At 51.6% G+C, this 17184-nt stretch carries 16 protein-coding genes; all 16 read left to right on the top strand.

Annotated features, from left to right (window positions below):
• The 16 genes from sdhA to MCB1EB_RS09485 all read left to right on the top strand — a co-directional run bounded on the left by sdhA (position 1) and on the right by MCB1EB_RS09485 (position 16720).
• Positions 1 to 1776, top strand: coding sequence for a succinate dehydrogenase flavoprotein subunit (gene sdhA / locus MCB1EB_RS09560; protein WP_045364830.1), 1776 nt, complete (start codon positions 1 to 3; stop codon positions 1774 to 1776).
• 98 nt (positions 1777 to 1874) lie between these two features.
• Positions 1875 to 2579 (top strand): succinate dehydrogenase iron-sulfur subunit, encoded by a 705-nt coding sequence (locus MCB1EB_RS09555; protein WP_026921345.1) that lies wholly within the window; start codon positions 1875 to 1877, stop codon positions 2577 to 2579.
• 41 nt (positions 2580 to 2620) lie between these two features.
• Positions 2621 to 2893 (top strand): succinate dehydrogenase assembly factor 2, encoded by a 273-nt coding sequence (locus tag MCB1EB_RS09550; protein WP_045364833.1) that lies wholly within the window; start codon positions 2621 to 2623, stop codon positions 2891 to 2893.
• Between the two features lie 99 nt (positions 2894 to 2992).
• Complete coding sequence (locus MCB1EB_RS09545) at positions 2993 to 4294, top strand: citrate synthase (RefSeq protein WP_026921343.1); 1302 nt, start codon at positions 2993 to 2995, stop codon at positions 4292 to 4294.
• 7 nt (positions 4295 to 4301) lie between these two features.
• Positions 4302 to 5375, top strand: a complete 1074-nt coding sequence (leuB, locus tag MCB1EB_RS09540; RefSeq protein ID WP_045366343.1) for a 3-isopropylmalate dehydrogenase — start codon at positions 4302 to 4304, stop codon at positions 5373 to 5375.
• Between the two features lie 32 nt (positions 5376 to 5407).
• Positions 5408 to 6535, top strand: coding sequence for an aspartate-semialdehyde dehydrogenase (gene asd, locus MCB1EB_RS09535; RefSeq protein ID WP_081953607.1), 1128 nt, complete (start codon positions 5408 to 5410; stop codon positions 6533 to 6535).
• Positions 6536 to 6573: 38 nt separating this feature from the next.
• Complete coding sequence (truA, locus tag MCB1EB_RS09530; RefSeq protein WP_045364836.1) at positions 6574 to 7380, top strand: tRNA pseudouridine(38-40) synthase TruA; 807 nt, start codon at positions 6574 to 6576, stop codon at positions 7378 to 7380.
• Positions 7362 to 8051, top strand: a complete 690-nt coding sequence (locus MCB1EB_RS09525; protein ID WP_045364839.1) for a phosphoribosylanthranilate isomerase — start codon at positions 7362 to 7364, stop codon at positions 8049 to 8051. The genes truA and MCB1EB_RS09525 overlap by 19 nt, the downstream gene beginning before the upstream one ends.
• 23 nt (positions 8052 to 8074) lie before the next feature.
• Positions 8075 to 9268, top strand: a complete 1194-nt coding sequence (gene trpB / locus MCB1EB_RS09520; RefSeq protein ID WP_045364842.1) for a tryptophan synthase subunit beta — start codon at positions 8075 to 8077, stop codon at positions 9266 to 9268.
• 13 nt (positions 9269 to 9281) lie between these two features.
• Entirely contained in the window at positions 9282 to 10097 is an 816-nt protein-coding gene (gene trpA / locus MCB1EB_RS09515; protein WP_045364845.1) for a tryptophan synthase subunit alpha, read from the top strand.
• Between the two features lie 17 nt (positions 10098 to 10114).
• Positions 10115 to 10990 carry an acetyl-CoA carboxylase, carboxyltransferase subunit beta gene (accD, locus tag MCB1EB_RS09510; protein ID WP_026921336.1) on the top strand — a complete coding sequence of 292 codons (876 nt, stop codon included), beginning with the start codon at positions 10115 to 10117 and terminating at the stop codon, positions 10988 to 10990.
• 88 nt (positions 10991 to 11078) lie between these two features.
• Entirely contained in the window at positions 11079 to 12407 is a 1329-nt protein-coding gene (gene folC, locus MCB1EB_RS09505) for a bifunctional tetrahydrofolate synthase/dihydrofolate synthase (protein WP_045364848.1), read from the top strand.
• Between the two features lie 54 nt (positions 12408 to 12461).
• The gene (locus MCB1EB_RS09500; RefSeq protein WP_045364851.1) at positions 12462 to 13334 is read left to right on the top strand and encodes an SPOR domain-containing protein; all 873 of its coding nucleotides are present in this window, start codon (positions 12462 to 12464) and stop codon (positions 13332 to 13334) included.
• A gap of 8 nt (positions 13335 to 13342) precedes the next feature.
• Positions 13343 to 13849, top strand: a complete 507-nt coding sequence (locus MCB1EB_RS09495; protein WP_045364854.1) for a CvpA family protein — start codon at positions 13343 to 13345, stop codon at positions 13847 to 13849.
• 125 nt (positions 13850 to 13974) lie between these two features.
• Positions 13975 to 15513 (top strand): amidophosphoribosyltransferase, encoded by a 1539-nt coding sequence (gene purF, locus MCB1EB_RS09490; protein ID WP_026921333.1) that lies wholly within the window; start codon positions 13975 to 13977, stop codon positions 15511 to 15513.
• Positions 15514 to 15529: 16 nt separating this feature from the next.
• Positions 15530 to 16720 carry an O-succinylhomoserine sulfhydrylase gene (locus MCB1EB_RS09485; RefSeq protein WP_431311523.1) on the top strand — a complete coding sequence of 397 codons (1191 nt, stop codon included), beginning with the start codon at positions 15530 to 15532 and terminating at the stop codon, positions 16718 to 16720.
• The last annotated feature ends 464 nt before the right edge of the window (positions 16721 to 17184 follow it).

Genomic DNA, 17184 nt, shown 5'->3' with positions numbered 1-17184 from the left:
ATGGTCGCAGTTAAGAGTACGTTGCCCCGTCGCCGTTTTGATGTAGTGATTGTCGGTGCGGGAGGCTCGGGTATGCGTGCCTCGTTGCAATTGGCGCAGGCAGGTTTGTCGGTTGCCGTATTATCTAAGGTATTTCCAACTCGCTCGCATACGGTTGCCGCTCAGGGTGGAATTGGCGCTTCGTTAGGCAATATGAGCGAAGACAATTGGCATTATCATTTTTACGACACCATTAAAGGCTCGGATTGGCTCGGCGATCAAGACGCGATTGAATTTATGTGTCGTGAGGCGCCCCGCGCAGTGTATGAGCTTGAGCATTTTGGTATGCCGTTTGATCGTAACCCGGATGGCACGATCTACCAGCGTCCGTTTGGCGGGCATACCGCAAATTATGGCGAGAAACCTGTGCAACGTGCTTGCGCTGCGGCGGATCGGACTGGGCACGCATTGCTTCATACGCTTTACCAACAGAACGTCAAAGCGAAAACCCAGTTTTTTGTTGAATGGATGGCGCTTGATCTCATCCGCGATCAAGAAGGGAATGTGCTTGGCGTGACTGCGCTCGAAATGGAAACGGGCGAGGTTTATATTTTAGAAGCCAAGTGCACGCTCTTTGCAACAGGCGGCGCAGGTCGCATTTATGCGGCTTCAACGAATGCATTTATTAATACCGGCGATGGTCTTGGGATGGCGGCCCGGGCGGGTGTCCCACTCCAGGATATGGAGTTCTGGCAGTTCCATCCAACTGGTGTGGCTGGCGCTGGCGTGCTCATTACTGAAGGGGTGCGTGGTGAGGGCGGAATTTTGCGTAATGCCCATGGCGAACGGTTTATGGAGCGTTATGCTCCGACTTTGAAAGATTTAGCGCCACGTGATTTTGTTTCGCGGGCGATGGACCAAGAAATTAAAGAAGGTCGGGGGTGTGGCCCACGGCGGGACCACGTGCTATTAGATCTATCCCATATCGGGGCTGAGACAATCGTTAAAAGATTGCCGTCAATCCGTGAAATCGCCCTGAAATTCGCTAATGTGGATTGTATTTTAGAGGCGATTCCAGTCGTGCCTACGATCCATTATCAAATGGGCGGTATTCCGACTAACATTAACGGTCAAGTGGTCGCCGGAAATGGCGATAACCAAGCCCCAATTAATGGTTTTTACGCGGTCGGCGAATGTTCGTGCGTATCCGTACATGGCGCGAATCGCCTTGGCACCAATTCGTTGCTGGATTTGGTGGTGTTTGGTCGAGCCGCGGGCAACCATATTATTAAGCAAGTGAGCGCCCAACGTGAACATAAGCCGTTGCCAGCAGATGCCGCTGAGCGCGCGATGGCGCGTTTAGCTAAGCTTGAGGCAAGTACTACTGGCGAATATACGCAGCATATTGCGGGTGATATTCGTCAGACTATGCAAGACCATGTGGGTGTTTTCCGCACCAATGATCTATTGGCGGAGGGCGTTGCAAAGATGACTGAGCTGGCCGAGCGCGTGCAGCATGTCCATTTGCGAGATAAATCAAAAGTATTTAATACAGCACGGGTTGAAGCCCTGGAATTGGCTAATTTGATTGAAGTGGCGCGGGCCACAACGACTTCAGCCGAAGCGCGCAAAGAAAGCCGTGGCGCACATGCGCACCGCGATTATCCAGAGCGCGACGATGTTAATTGGATGCACCATACTCTTTGGCATAGCGCGGATAATCGTTTGGACTATAAACCCGTGCAAATGAAGCCGCTGACAGTTGAAACTGTCCCGCCCAAAGCGCGCACTTTTTGAGCATGACCATTTTTGCTAGATAGGCCGGACCTAAGCATCAAGCATAACAAGCTTAGACAGTGTGTGGGTGCTTTAAGTTAGGCTAACGGGAATTCGAGATGACAAAACGTATTTTTGAGATTTATCGCTACGATCCAGACCAAGACGCGGCGCCGCGGATGCAGACTTACGAGCTTGAGCTCGATGCGCACGACAAAATGCTGCTCGATGCGTTGATCAAGCTGAAATCCATTGATGAGTCGCTGGCGTTTCGTCGCTCATGCCGCGAAGGCGTATGTGGCTCGGATGCAATGAATATTAATGGCAAGAATGGTCTGGCCTGCCTGACTAATATGAATGAGCTGCCGCAGCGCATTACGCTCAGACCGCTGCCGGGCTTACCTGTCGTGCGCGATTTGATTTGCGATTTTACACATTTCTTTGATCAATACCATTCAATCAAGCCTTATTTGATTAATGATGAACCCTTGCCGGAGAAAGAGCGTTTACAATCACCGCAAGAGCGTAATGAATTGGATGGACTGTACGAATGTATTTTATGCGCTAGTTGTTCGACCTCTTGCCCGAGTTTTTGGTGGAATCCAGACAAGTTCGTCGGACCCGCCGGCTTATTGCAGGCGTATCGCTTTATCGCAGACAGTCGGGATCAAGCCACTGGGGAACGCTTAGATAATCTAGAGGACCCTTATCGCTTATTCCGTTGCCACACCATTATGAATTGTGTTGACGTTTGCCCGAAGGGGCTGAACCCGACGAAGGCGATTGGTAAAATCAAAGAACTCATGGTGCGCCGTGCAATCTAACGCCGTGCAATCTAAGTATCAGTTTCGAGCCGCTAGCTAAAATGGAAAGTGTGTCCCATCAAGCAGACCCAGTGCAACGCGCTCGCTTGCGTTGGCGGGCGCGGCGCGGGCTGCTTGAAAACGATCTCATCATTGAACGTTTCTTTAGTCGTTATGAGCACGGCCTAAGCAATGCAGAAGTGGGAGCGTTAACTCGGCTATTGGAGCTTAGCGATAGCGATTTGTTAGACTTACTCCTTGCCCGAGCGCAGCCGCAGGGTGAGCTCGCCAGTCCAGACGGATTACATGTGTTAGCGTTATTACGCGCTAGTTAAATTGACCATGTACTCTAGTTTCTTTGTAGGGCCTAAGCAGGTCCACGATTTGCTTTTTTTGCAATATCCGCTATGCCATTTTTTAACTCGAGGACGCTTATGACTCCATCCGATGTAAAAGCGACGCTTTCTTTTAGCGATGGCTCGCCCAGTGTTGAGCTGCCAATTTACCAGGGCACCCTTGGTCCCGATGCGATTGATATTCGTAAGCTATATGGCCAGACTGGAAAATTTACGTACGATCCCGGTTTTATGTCCACGGCAGCGTGTAATTCAGCCATTACCTATATCGATGGCGAGAAAGGCGAACTTCTGCATCGCGGCTATCCGATTGAGCAACTTGCGGTGCATGGCGATTTCTTAGACGTTTGCCATTTACTGTTAAAAGGCGATTTGCCCAATTTGGAACAGAAGCGGGAATTTAGCGAGCTTGTCACTAAGCATACGATGGTGCACGAGCAAATGCAGTTTTTTTTCCGGGGCTTTCGGCGCGACTCCCATCCTATGGCCGTATTAACGGGTTGTGTTGGCGCTCTATCTGCGTTTTATCATGACTCATTAAATATCAATGATGCGCGCCACCGCGAAGTATCGGCCATCCGGCTTATCGCTAAGCTGCCAACATTGGTTGCGATGGCGTATAAATATAATACTGGGATGCCGTTTGTATACCCGCTCAATGAGCTGTCTTATAGCGCTAATTTTATGCGCATGATGTTCGCCAATCCGTGCGAAGAATATAAGATCAACGATGTTTTGGTGCGCGCCCTTGATCGCATTTTGATTTTACATGCCGACCATGAGCAAAATGCTTCAACCTCAACGGTACGTTTGGCTGGGTCCTCTGGCGCTAATCCATTTGCTTGCGTGGCGGCAGGTATTGCGTGTTTATGGGGGCCAGCGCATGGTGGGGCGAATGAAGCCGCGCTGAATATGCTAGAAGAAATTGGCTCGCCAGAGCGGATTCCAGAGTTCATTCGTCAGGTTAAAGATAAGCAATCAAGCGTAAAATTAATGGGTTTTGGCCATCGCGTCTATAAAAACTATGATCCACGCGCTAAACTCATGCGCGAGACCTGCCATGATGTACTGGAAGAGTTAGGCTTGCATGACGAGCCGCTCTTCAAATTGGCAATGGAGCTAGAAAAAATTGCGCTCGAAGACGAATATTTTGTTTCGCGCAAACTCTATCCTAATGTCGATTTCTATTCAGGGATTGTGCAACGTGCATTGGGGATTCCAACTTCGATGTTTACTTGCATCTTCGCTATGGCGCGTACGATTGGTTGGATTGCTCAATGGAATGAAATGATTTCTGAGCCGGACCAAAAAATTGGCCGGCCACGTCAGCTCTTTGTTGGGCAGACCCCGCGTGAAGCCAAACCGATTGAGCAGCGGTAGCGATAAAATGACTAAAATCGCAGTCTTGGCAGGAGATGGGATCGGCCCGGAGATTGTGGCGCAAGCGCTCAAGGTTCTAGAGGCGCTTGATGTCTCTTTTGACTTTGAGCCAGCGCCAGTGGGTGGCGCAGGTTATGCTGTGGCTGGACATCCCCTGCCGGCTGCAACGCTAGCGTTGGCGCAGGCTGCAGATGCGGTTTTATTTGGCGCTGTGGGCGATTGGAAATACGATACTCTGCCGCGTGAATTACGCCCTGAACAAGCCATTTTAGGTTTGCGCAAGCATTTGCAATTATTTGCCAATTTACGTCCGGCGGTTCTCTACGCAGAACTTGCGTCGGCTTCGTCTTTGAAGCCAGAAATTGTCGCTGACCTTGATATTTTAATTGTGCGCGAATTGAGCGGCGATATTTATTTTGGTCAGCCGCGCGGGATCCGGCTGGTACTGGATGGCGCTTTTAAAGATTGCCGTGAAGGCTTTGATACGATGCGTTACAGCGAGTCCGAAGTACGCCGGATTGCTCAGGTCGCGTTTCAGGCCGCACAAAAACGCAGTAAGCGGCTGACGAGTGTGGATAAAGCCAATGTGCTTGAGACCTCTCAACTGTGGCGTGAAACCGTGATTGACGTGGCACGGGACTACCCAGATGTTGAGCTATCGCATCTGTATGTCGATAATGCTGCGATGCAGTTGGTGCGGGCGCCCAAGGCATTCGACGTGATTGTGACCGGCAATTTATTTGGAGATATTCTTTCTGATCAAGCGGCGATGTTAACCGGCTCGATTGGGATGCTGCCGTCTGCTTCGCTGAGCGCTGGCCATAAAGGGCTGTATGAGCCGGCGCACGGTTCGGCGCCGGATATAGCTGGTCAGGATTTGGCCAATCCGTTGGCGACGATTTTATCGGCGGCGATGATGTTGCGCTATTCATTGCAGCAGCCACAGCAGGCGGATCGGATTGAGGCTGCGGTCAAAAAGGTCTTGGCGCAAGGATTGCGTACCGCGGATATTTGGACCCCGGGTACACATAAAGTGGGTACTCAAGCAATGGGTGATGCAGTGGTTAAGGCACTGGCGTAGCTTGAGCGAGTGGGTGTGGAATGAGTAAAAAAATGAAAACTGTTGGCTTGGTGGGTTGGCGCGGCATGGTGGGCTCAGTTTTGCTGCAGCGCATGTGCGAAGAAAATGATTTTGCATTGATCGAGCCGTTATTTTTTAGTACGAGTAGTGCTGGCGCAGCGGCGCCATCCTTGGCTAAAAATGAAACGAAACTAAAAGATGCCTATGATCTTCAGGCGCTTAAGCAGTGCGAGATTATTCTAACATGCCAAGGGGGCGCTTACACAACCGAGATATTCCCCAAGCTGCGCGCAGCGGGCTGGGATGGCTATTGGATTGATGCCGCTTCTTCACTACGGATGGAAGAGGATGCCGTCATTGTCTTAGACCCAGTCAATGCGCACGTGATTAAGGATGCATTGGGCCGTGGCGTCAAAAATTATATTGGCGGTAATTGCACGGTCAGTCTTATGTTAATGGCGCTGGGCGGTCTTTTTAGCGCCGGTTTAGTTGAGTGGGTCAGTGCGATGACCTATCAGGCCGCTTCAGGCGCTGGCGCCCAGAATATGCGTGAATTGCTGCAACAAATGGGCGTGCTATATGGCGCAGCCAAGCAAAACTTAGCCGATCCGACAGCCGCCATCTTGGAGATTGATCGCGGGGTGTTGGCTGCCATGAATAGCGAGCAAATGCCGGTGACGCAGTTTGGCGCGCCATTGGCGGGCTCACTGCTGCCTTGGATTGATCAAGACCTGGGTCAGGGTGTATCGCGCGAAGAATGGAAAGGAGCCGCTGAAACCAATAAAATTCTTGGCAAACCGCCATTAGGCGTGCCCGGTTCAGTGCCAATAGACGGCATTTGCGTGCGCATTGGAGCGATGCGTTGCCATGCCCAAGCATTGACCATCAAGCTCACGCAAGATGTACCGCTCGCTGACATCGAAAATATCGTAGCGGCAGCGAATGACTGGGTACAAGTCGTCCCCAATGAACGTGTTGCATCGCTGAACCAACTCACGCCGGCCGCCGTTACTGGCACGCTATCCGTACCAGTGGGTCGATTGCGTAAGCCGGTGCTGGGTGATCAATATCTGTGCGCATTTACTGTAGGCGATCAGTTACTGTGGGGCGCGGCTGAACCTTTACGGCGGATGCTAAGAATTTTGTTGGCCACTGCATGAAATTTAAGCAACTGCGCGCATTGAGCGTGTAAGCCGCGATGCGTATTGCTTTAGGCTTACAATATAATGGCGCGCCATTCTCTGGTTGGCAGTCGCAACAGCACCGCAATACGGTGCAAGATGTGCTGGAACGCGCGTTGACATCATTTGCCACCTGTCCGTTGAAAACCGTCGCTGCTGGGCGTACAGATGCGGGAGTGCATGCGTTGGGCCAGGTTGTGCATTTTGACACTGAGGTGCAGCGCCCGATGTTTGCGTGGGTGCGCGGCGTCAATGCTTTTTTGCCGGATAGCATTGCGGTGCAATGGGCAAAACAGGTGCCCGCAGAGTTTCATGCGCGCTTTAGCGCCCATGAGCGGACTTACTACTACATGCTATATACGCATGCGATTCGCTCGCCACTTTTGGCTGGCCGCGCCGGATGGGTGCACCAGGCCGAGCTTGATCTGAGCGCAATGCGTGCTGCGGCGCGTATATTACTGGGCGAGCATGATTTCTCCGCCTTTCGCTCTTCTGAATGTCAGGCCAAATCGCCCTGCAAGCATCTATATGCGCTGGATATCGAAGCGCGGGGTCATTTTATTCATTTTCGTTTTAGGGCGAATGCCTTTTTGCATCATATGGTGCGAAATATCATGGGCTGTTTGATTGAAATCGGCCGCAGCAGGCAGTCGGTTGACTGGCTGAAAATAGTACTTGCTGCGCGTGAGCGACGCCACGCAGCTCCTACTTTTATGGCGGATGGCCTATACCTTGCGCAGATTGGCTACCCGCTCGCTTTGAGCGTGCCCGCGCCTGAGTTGGCGAGTCAGTCGTGGGGAGAAGTATGGTCGCACAGCAGCTAGCAACGGGGTTGCAGGCACGCACCCGGATTAAATTCTGTGGCTTGACGCGACCACAAGATATAGAGCGCGCAGTTAGCTTGGGCGTGGATGCGATTGGTTTTGTATTTTATCCCGCCAGTGCGCGCGCGTTGAGCTTTTCTCGGGCGGCAGAATTGGCGCGTTATGTGCCGCCATTTGTCTCATTGGTTGGATTATTCGTGAATACAGATGCGGCTACGCTGCGCCAAGCGGTAGAAGCTGTTCCCTTATCTATATTGCAATTTCATGGCGATGAAACGCCGGCCCAGTGCTCAACACTTGCCGCTAGCGTGCGCTTGCCATGGTTGCGCGCTTTGCATGTCAGCGCTGGCGACTTAGCGGCATCTGCTGCGTTATTAGAGGTTGCTCATCGCTATGCTGCCGCGGATGGCCTGTTGCTTGATACATTAAGTGATGGATATGGGGGAAGCGGGCAAAGTTTTGATTGGTCGAGCATTCCAACCGCACTGACCTCGCGGATTATTTTGAGTGGCGGTTTAAACGCGGAAAACGTTAAAGATGCGATTATACAAGTGCGCCCTTATGCGATTGATGTATCTACTGGAATTGAAGTCTTGGGGGCCAAAGGCGTGAAAGATCATAGCAAAATGGCGGCATTTATGCGCGCGGCGCAGGCAGCCGATAGCTGCTAAATTGGATTGAGACCTAAAGCCAAATGTATAACTTACCTGATCCACAAGGCCATTTTGGCCCATATGGGGGCATTTTTGTTGCGGAGACTTTGGTTCACGCGTTGACGCAATTAACGCGCGTCTACCAAGAATCTCAACAAGACCCTGATTTTATTGCTCAATACCATACGGAACTCAAGCATTTCGTCGGCCGTCCATCGCCGATTTATTACGCGCAGCGTTTAAGCGAAAAACTGGGAGGCGCCCAGATTTACTTTAAACGTGAGGACCTGAACCATACCGGCGCTCACAAAATCAATAACGTGCTGGGGCAAGCCTTACTTGCGCAGCGCATGGGTAAATCACGCGTGATTGCAGAAACCGGCGCGGGTCAGCATGGCGTAGCGACGGCTACGATCGCGGCGCGCTTTGGCATGGAATGCGTCGTTTATATGGGCGCTGAAGATATGCGCCGACAAGCCGCGAATGTTTACCGCATGAAGCTGCTCGGCGCGCAGGTGGTGTCAGTTGAGGCGGGCTCGAAGACTTTAAAAGACGCGTTGAACGAGGCGATGCGCGATTGGGTTACGCAGGTTGAGAATACATTTTATATCATTGGTACCGTCGCAGGCCCGCACCCCTATCCAATGATGGTGCGGGATTTTCAGCGGGTGATTGGCGATGAGTGCAAAACCCAAATGTTAGAGCTGGTTGGGCGTCAGCCTGACGCGGTGATCGCCTGCGTGGGCGGGGGCTCCAACGCGATGGGCATGTTCTACCCGTATATCGAGGATACCCAGGTTCAGTTAATCGGCGTAGAGGCAGGCGGCGCAGGAATTGCCACGGGGCGACATGCGGCCTCCCTGACGGCCGGCTCGCCAGGTGTATTGCACGGCAATCGAACCTATTTATTACAAGATGAAAATGGGCAGATTAATGAGACGCATTCGGTTTCGGCCGGTCTCGATTATCCGGGCGTGGGCCCGGAACATGCCTGGCTTAAAGATATAGGCCGCGCCCAATATGTCAATATAACTGACGCTGAAGCATTGCAAGCATTTCATGATTGCTGCTTGATGGAAGGTATCATTCCCGCGCTTGAATCAAGCCATGCGATTGCTTATGCGCAAAAATTGGCGTCAACGCTCGGACGAGATAAAATCTTGCTGGTTAATTTGTCGGGCCGCGGGGATAAAGATATGCATACTGTGGCTGAAGCCGCTGGCATTAAACTATAAAGCACTTTTATATATGTCACGTATTCAAAGCACTTTCACCGCATTATTTGCACAAAGTCGTAAAGGATTGATTCCATTTATGACCGCAGGTGACCCCGATCCGGCAAAAACGGTTACCTATATGCATGCATTGGTTGCCGGGGGAGCGGACATCATCGAATTGGGCGTGCCGTTTTCCGACCCAATGGCGGACGGCCCAGTGATTCAACGCTCATCCGAGCGCGCGTTAGCGCGTGGCGTCACGCTGACTCAAGTATTGGCTGATGTGCGTGCATTTCGCCAGCGTGACACGGTGACGCCAGTTGTGCTAATGGGTTATGCCAACCCGCTTGAGCGCCTGGGCGCAGGGTTCGCGGCTCAGGCGCAAGCAGCAGGTGTCGACGGGGTACTGGTGGTTGATTATCCGCCCGAAGAGGCGGTACATTTTGCGCAGCAGATGCGAGCCCATAACATTGATCCGATTTTTTTACTGGCGCCGACCTCAACCGCTGAGCGCATTGCGGCTGTAGCGCAGCTGGCTAGCGGTTATGTCTATTATGTATCGCTCACAGGCGTGACAGGCGCAGGGCAGCCGGCATTGACGCGTGTCGCCAGTCAGGTCGAAGCGATTAAAGCGCGTATAACGTTGCCAGTAGGGGTCGGCTTTGGCATTCGCGATGCAGCTACCGCGTGCGCGGTGGCGAGTAATGCCGATGCAGTTGTAATGGGTAGCCGAATTGTTGAACTTCTAGCAGAAGCGCCGCCCGCAGACGCGGTACAATTACTCACTGATTTTATTGCACAAATAAGACATGCGCTCGACACAGACGTAAAGTTAGAGAGCAGTTAGGAAATTAAGGATAGAAGATGAGCTGGCTTGATAAATTACTGCCACCTAAAATTAAACCGACCAATCCGGCAAATCGCAAAAGCATGCCTGAAGGTCTATGGATCAAATGCCCCTCATGCGAGGCCGTACTCTATCGCAATGATCTAGAGAGTAATTTACACGTTTGCCCTAAATGCGATCACCATATGCGCATTGGCGCGCGGGCCCGCATCGATAGCCTGCTAGATGCCGAGGGCCGTTATGAGATTGGCCAGGAAATTGTGCCAGTCGACTCGCTTAAATTCAAGGACAGCCGCAAATATACCGAGCGCATTAAAGAGGCGATGGAAGATACCGGCGAGACCGACGCATTAGTTGTGCAAGGTGGTGCGATTCATACCTTGCCAGTGGTCGTCGCCTGTTTCGAGTTTTCTTTTATGGGCGGGTCAATGGGCTCGGTGGTGGGCGAGCGTTTTGCGCGTGGCGTGAAGGTTGCGCTTGAGCAACGTACACCCTTTATTTGCGTGACAGCTTCGGGCGGTGCGCGCATGCAAGAAAGTTTGCTGTCTCTTATGCAAATGGCTAAAACAACTGCAATGTTGACCAAACTTTCTGAAGCTAAACTACCCTTTATTTCTGTCTTGACCGATCCAACCATGGGTGGGGTTTCGGCGAGCTTTGCTTTTTTAGGCGATATCGTGATTGCTGAGCCTAAAGCCTTAATTGGTTTTGCCGGGCCGCGCGTGATTGAGCAGACGGTGCGCGAGAAACTACCGGAAGGTTTTCAACGCTCCGAGTTTTTACTGCAAAAAGGGGCGCTTGATATGATCGTTGACCGTCGTCGGCTACGCGAAGAAATTGCCCAGTTGTTAGCATTGCTCACATTACAGCCGCATGATGCTATGGTTCCTTAAAGAATCGGCCGAGGCGTTTTTATGGCAGCACTTCTTTGATTATGAATAATAGGTTTGCTGGGTTTACGCTGCAGCGCATATCGACTGAATGATGGTTTTTCCAACTCTAGCCGCCTGGCTGGCGCATCTTGAAACAGCCCATCCTCTCGGCATCGATTTAGGTCTGGCGCGGGTCAGCCAAGTTAAACACGCTCTCGCGCTAGATTTTAAGTGCCCAGTGATCACAGTGGCGGGCACTAATGGCAAGGGCTCGACCTGTGCATTGCTTGAGTCTATTTTGCTCGCCGCGGGTTATCGAGTCGGCTGCCATACTTCCCCCCATTTGCTCGCATTTAATGAGCGTGCGCGCATCAATGGCGAAATGGCCTCTGATGCGGCTTTATTGCCTCACTTTGAGGCCGTCGAACGCGCGCGCCATAGCTTGGCTGAACCCATCTCGCTAACTTATTTTGAATTTACTTTGCTGGCGATTGCGCACTGGTTTGCCGCCAGTAAACTGGATGTCGTGATCCTTGAAGTTGGCTTAGGCGGGCGTTTAGACGCAGTCAATAGTATCGATGCAGATTGTGCGATTGTGACCAGCATTGATATTGATCATGCTCACTACCTGGGCGACACGCGCGAAAAAATTGGTTTTGAAAAGGCCGGTATTTTTCGCTCTGGCAAACCAGCGATTTGTGGCGACCCCTTACCTCCACACAGTTTGATTGACTACGCGCAGCGTATCGGCGCAGATTTATGGCTGACCGGCCGCGATTTTGGTTATCAGGCGCAAGCGGGCAATGAACGTCAGCAGTGGCGTTATAAGGGCCGTACTCTAGCGCGCGCGGCGCTGGCTTATCCAGCCTTGCGCGGCGCCAACCAATTGCTAAATAGCGCAGCCGCGCTGGCAGCGCTTGAAGCGCTGCGCGATAGATTGCCGGTTTCAGCGCAACACATCCGGCTTGGACTAGCGCGGGTGGAGTTAGCTGGCCGTTTCCAGATTCTGCCTGGCAAGCCGGCCGTCGTGCTAGACGTTGCGCATAATCCTCATGCTGTCGCGGCGCTGGCGGAAAATCTAAGCAATATGGGGTTTTTCCCCTATACCTACGCTGTATTTGGCGCGATGAAGGATAAAGATATTGCGGCTATCCTGCGCTTGATAAAAAACGAGATTGACTACTGGTATATCGCTGATTTGCCAACCTCGCGTGCTGCGCCAGCCGCCATGATTGAGGCGCTCCTGCATGAAATACCAGCCGCGCATAAGAATAGCGCCGCAGCCCTCAATACGCCTCGCGACATCGAATGTTTTGCGACGCCAGCGCAAGCTTACGCAAAGGCATTAGCGAATGCCGCAGAGAATGATAGAATCATCGTTTTTGGATCTTTCTATACGGTGGCTGATGTGATTGCATATCGGCAACGCCAGTCATAAATGGGTGGCCCTTCCAAAATTTCATGATACAAGGTAACGTGGTTTAAGCCATTTATGGGATTTTTCTCGTTCGGCAGTAAAAGTAATGATCGGCGCAATGCAAACGGTGCATATGATGTGCGGGCAGAGCGCTCGGATAAGGCCGCAGCGGCCCGTGAGAAAGCGGCGACGCGTGAAAAACGTGGTGCGCGTCACGCTGGACAAGAAACTCTACTTGATCCGCTGCTGCTAGAAAAGCGCCGCGCGCGCAGTCGCTTGTTAGGCGCGGTAGTCTTGGTGGCAGTCGCCATTGTGATTTTATCTAAAGTGCTGGAACCAGGTCCTAGGCCACAAATTGATGACATCGCAATCCACGTGGCGACTCCGGCTAAAGTGACGCCACCAGCGCCGGCATTGAGTTCAGAGAAGGCTTTATTAAGCGCTTTGGATAAGCCCGCAGCACCTTCTGTCGCGCAAAAATCTATCCCCAATACGACCAATCTAACGGCAAAGGCCGCTTCGGCGCAGCCATCCGTTGCGCCTAGCCAGCCCATTCAGTTCACCCGTAAGCCAGCTCCATCGCCTACTGTAACGAATCCGCCGCCGCTGGCCACAGCGCCTTCCACACAAGCTAACCCGCGTACAAAAACAAGCCCGCAAACGGCTGCGAAGGGGACGAGCGCTAGCGCCCTCCCGAACAATCGTTTTGCCGTTCAGCTCGGCGCTTTAGGTGACGAGCCGCGCGCTCGTGCCTGGACAGAACGCTTAAAGGCGGCGAATATACCTGCTTATCTAGAGCGTAAAAAGTTGCCTAATGGCAGCCAACAGTTTCTTGTGCGTGCTGGACCTTTTAAAGATCGTGCAAGTGCTGAGGCAGCGAGCAAACGTATTCGAGAGCTTGGTTTGGCTCAGATGAATCTAAAAACTACTAAACAAACCGCTAAATAGGGGCACTCATGCTAACTATATTCGACTTTACTGTGTTGCTGGTGCTTGGTCTTTCGGCCTTGCGCGGTTTATGGCGGGGTTTCGTGGCTGAGACCTTGGGTTTAATTGGCTGGATCGTGGCTTTTATTATCGCCGCAAGGTGTGTGGTGTGGGTTGCGCCTTATTTGCCCGCGCATTGGCCGGGGGGGCAAACGACACAGTTTTTATTGGCGTTTGTTCTCATCGTGGTTGCCGTGCTGCTCACCGCAAGTGTGCTGAATGCCTTATTAAACCGGCTTGTCGGCGTGATTGGACTGAGTACGCTTAACTCATCATTGGGCGCGCTCTTCGGTTTATTGCGCGGCTTCGTGCTGGTGGTGGCATTGGCAGCAGCGCTGGCGAGCTTGACTGATTTGCCGCAACAACGGTTTTGGCGTGAAGCTTTACTCCGCCCTTATGTAGCGTCGGGCGTGCAGATTATGAAACGCCTGCTGCCCGATGCGCTAGCGCGTTATGTGCATGCAGGCACACCTTGAATGAAGTAAAATGATTGCGCCGTTGCTAAAAAGTGTTAAAGAGGCAAATAAATAGCCGTTGGCAAGCTAGTTAGGCGCTCTAAACAAGAATACAGTCAAAATTTGTATCATTTGAAGGACCCGCCATGTGTGGCATTGTAGGTGTAGTTTCAAAATCTCCGGTTAATCAGTTGCTGTATGACAGCCTGCTGCTGTTACAGCATCGTGGTCAGGACGCTGCGGGTATCGCCACAGCAAATGGCAATACCTTCTATATGCATAAAGCTAATGGCATGGTGCGCGATGCTTTTCGGACGCGAAATATGCGCTCGTTGCCTGGCACATGCGGCGTGGGCCAGGTGCGCTACCCAACTGCGGGCTCAGTCAGTAGCCAAGAAGAAGCGCAGCCTTTTTATGTGAATGCGCCATATGGGATTATTTTGGCGCATAACGGCAATTTGACGAACTCTCGGCAATTAAAAGACGAGCTGTTTCGGATTGACCGGCGCCATATTAATACTCATTCCGATACAGAAGTTTTGCTAAATGTGCTGGCGCATGAATTGCAAATGGCGAGCGCGGGTTACTCGCTAGATCCCGAGATGCTGTTTAAAGCCGTCAGCGGGGTGCACCAGCGCGTACGGGGTTCATATGCGATTGTCGCAATTATTGCGGGTTATGGTCTGTTAGCCTTTCGTGATCCTTACGGTATTCGCCCGCTCTGTATGGGTAAACTTGAAACTGAGCAGGGCGTCGAATGGATTTGTGCGTCTGAATCCGTGGCGATTGAAGGGCTTGGTTTTGAGTTGGTGCGGGATGTAGCTCCGGGCGAAGCGATTTTTATTAGCTTTGATGGCGATTTTTATAGCCGTCAGTGTGCGCCTGCGCCGAGCCTTAATCCCTGTATTTTCGAATACGTGTATTTGGCGCGCCCAGATTCTTGCTTGGATGGCGTGCCGGTTTACAATGCGCGACTGCGTATGGGCGATTATCTAGCGCAAAAAATCGAACGTGTAATCTCGGCCGGGGATATTGATGTGGTGATGCCCATACCTGATTCAAGCCGGCCGGCCGCAATGCAGGTAGCGAATCGGTTAGGCATTGAATACCGCGAAGGCTTTTTTAAGAATCGCTACGTAGGCCGTACCTTTATTATGCCGGGTCAAGCGGTGCGCAAAAAATCAGTGCGGCAAAAGCTCAATGCGATGCCAATTGAGTTTAAAGGGCGCAATGTGTTGATTGTCGATGACTCAATCGTGCGCGGCACGACCAGCCAGGAAATCGTCCAAATGGCGCGCGATGCGGGTGCTAACAAAGTGATCTTTGCCTCTGCAGCGCCACCGGTTAAATTTCCGAATGTCTATGGCATTGATATGCCAACCCGGGGGGAGCTTGTTGCCCACGGCCGCAGCGACGAAGAAGTGGCGCGCATCATTGGTGCAGACCAACTTATTTATCAGGACGTGGCAGCCATGAAACAAGCTGTGCGCGATTTGAATCCGGCGTTAACCTCTTTTGAAGCAGCATGTTTTGATGGTCGCTATATAACCAACGATGTTACGCCGGATTATTTGAATAGCCTAGAGTTGGCGCGTTTAGCGCCAGTAGCGGTCAACGAGCGCGAGGCTGGCGCGGACCATGAAAAAGCATTTTCGCAATTACATTTGCAATTGTCAGCGGAATAAATGGCTTTGACTGATCATGGATGAGTTTAATTTTGATACGCTAGCCGTTCGCGCTGGCAGCCTGCGTACCGAATTTAATGAACATTCAGAGGCGCTTTTTTTAACCTCAAGCTTTTGCTTCGCCAGCGCTGCTGAAGCAGCTAAAAGCTTTGCTAATTCGACCGAAGGAAATTACACCTATTCGCGTTTTGCGAATCCGAGCGTTGATATGTTTCAGCGTCGGCTTGCCGCACTTGAAGGCGGAGAAGTCTGTGTGGCGACGGCATCTGGAATGAGCGCCATTATGGCGGCTGTAATGGGGGTATTGCAAGCAGGAGACCACTTGGTGAGTTCGCGCAGTATCTTTGGCTCGACTATCAATATGTTCTCAACGCTTTTTAGCCGCTTTGGGATTCAGACGACATTTGTCGATCTGACGGATCATCAGGCTTGGCAAAATGCGGTGCGGCCCGAGACAAAAATGTTTTTTCTCGAGACCCCCTCTAATCCGTTGACGGAAATCGCCGACCTTAAAAAAATTGGAGACATTGCCAAAGCGGCAAATGCATTGCTTGTCGTTGATAATTGCTTATGCACGCCGGCGCTACAACAACCGCTCAAACTTGGCGCCGATTTGGTAGTGCATTCGGCGACTAAATATCTAGATGGGCAGGGCCGCGTATTGGGTGGGGCCATAGTGGGCTCTAAAGCCTTAATGCAAGAAAAAATCTTTCCATTTGTGCGCAATGCTGGGCCAACCCTGTCTGCTTTTAATGCGTGGGTGCTACTCAAAGGAATGGAAACTCTGACCGTGCGGCTTGAGCGCCAGTCTAAAAATGCTCTGACGCTTGCGCAATGGTTGCTGACTCAGCCCGTGGTTGATCAAGTTTTTTACCCAGGCTTGCCTTCGCACCCACAATATGAACTTGCTCAGCGGCAACAGCGAGCAGGGGGTGCGTTACTGTCATTTGAAGTCAAAGGCGCTACTCCTGAAGCGAAGCGTGCCAATGCCTGGCGCTTGATAGATGAGACCCGGCTATGTTCAATCACCGGTAATCTAGGTGACACGCGCACCACCATCACACATCCAGCGACCACTACACATAGCCGTATTTCACCGCAAGCTCGCGCGGCAGCAGGGATTACCGAGGGCTTGATTCGACTGGCGGTTGGGCTTGAGCATAGCGATGATCTGCAGCAGGATTTAGCGCGTGGGTTGGGGAAGTAATCAGCGGAACGAAAGGTGATTCGCTAAGCTACGCAGGCAATGTAAATTCGCCCCAATTAGCTAAAATCTTTAGTGTTTAGGTACAGTGTTCTTAATGTTCTCGTCAAAAAGGCCTGTACTGCTTTCGATTGAAGCGGGTGATGACGATTTCAAACTTGATGCCGATAATTTTTTCATCAAGCCAGGCGCTGTGCATTTCCAAGTTGATATATACCGAATCGAATGATTAACCGGCCACTTGCACGAATTCCACGAAGCGTCAAGCTGATGCTCTCATATGAGATTGCTGCATCCACGTGTGAATTGTGATGGAATTAAAGAATGTATTGAACTCTATTCGACCGCCTTCATCAAATTCAGACCCCATTAGTTCTGCAGTGAACAAACCTTGTCGTTCATAATCCGGACATACATTTCCTTGGATGCTCCAAAAGCAAAATTAGGCAGTTCAATACGCTCAATGA

This window comes from Mycoavidus cysteinexigens, from assembly GCF_003966915.1.
In the GTDB taxonomy this organism is placed as follows: Bacteria; Pseudomonadota; Gammaproteobacteria; order Burkholderiales; family Burkholderiaceae; genus Mycoavidus; species Mycoavidus cysteinexigens.
Note: the sequence above shows the minus strand (reverse complement) of the source record. Positions and strands in the feature narration are given on the sequence as shown.

What these genes read in the sequence shown, in the direction of transcription:
- sdhA (WP_045364830.1), top strand. Translation starts at nt 1, where the DNA reads ATGGTCGCAGTTAAGAGTACGTTGCCCCGTCGCCGTTTTGATGTAGTG.
- MCB1EB_RS09555 (WP_026921345.1), top strand. Translation starts at nt 1,875, where the DNA reads ATGACAAAACGTATTTTTGAGATTTATCGCTACGATCCAGACCAAGAC.
- MCB1EB_RS09550 (WP_045364833.1), top strand. Translation starts at nt 2,621, where the DNA reads ATGGAAAGTGTGTCCCATCAAGCAGACCCAGTGCAACGCGCTCGCTTG.
- MCB1EB_RS09545 (WP_026921343.1), top strand. Translation starts at nt 2,993, where the DNA reads ATGACTCCATCCGATGTAAAAGCGACGCTTTCTTTTAGCGATGGCTCG.
- leuB (WP_045366343.1), top strand. Translation starts at nt 4,302, where the DNA reads ATGACTAAAATCGCAGTCTTGGCAGGAGATGGGATCGGCCCGGAGATT.
- asd (WP_081953607.1), top strand. Translation starts at nt 5,408, where the DNA reads ATGAAAACTGTTGGCTTGGTGGGTTGGCGCGGCATGGTGGGCTCAGTT.
- truA (WP_045364836.1), top strand. Translation starts at nt 6,574, where the DNA reads ATGCGTATTGCTTTAGGCTTACAATATAATGGCGCGCCATTCTCTGGT.
- MCB1EB_RS09525 (WP_045364839.1), top strand. Translation starts at nt 7,362, where the DNA reads ATGGTCGCACAGCAGCTAGCAACGGGGTTGCAGGCACGCACCCGGATT.
- trpB (WP_045364842.1), top strand. Translation starts at nt 8,075, where the DNA reads ATGTATAACTTACCTGATCCACAAGGCCATTTTGGCCCATATGGGGGC.
- trpA (WP_045364845.1), top strand. Translation starts at nt 9,282, where the DNA reads ATGTCACGTATTCAAAGCACTTTCACCGCATTATTTGCACAAAGTCGT.
- accD (WP_026921336.1), top strand. Translation starts at nt 10,115, where the DNA reads ATGAGCTGGCTTGATAAATTACTGCCACCTAAAATTAAACCGACCAAT.
- folC (WP_045364848.1), top strand. Translation starts at nt 11,079, where the DNA reads ATGATGGTTTTTCCAACTCTAGCCGCCTGGCTGGCGCATCTTGAAACA.
- MCB1EB_RS09500 (WP_045364851.1), top strand. Translation starts at nt 12,462, where the DNA reads ATGGGATTTTTCTCGTTCGGCAGTAAAAGTAATGATCGGCGCAATGCA.
- MCB1EB_RS09495 (WP_045364854.1), top strand. Translation starts at nt 13,343, where the DNA reads ATGCTAACTATATTCGACTTTACTGTGTTGCTGGTGCTTGGTCTTTCG.
- purF (WP_026921333.1), top strand. Translation starts at nt 13,975, where the DNA reads ATGTGTGGCATTGTAGGTGTAGTTTCAAAATCTCCGGTTAATCAGTTG.
- MCB1EB_RS09485 (WP_431311523.1), top strand. Translation starts at nt 15,530, where the DNA reads ATGGATGAGTTTAATTTTGATACGCTAGCCGTTCGCGCTGGCAGCCTG.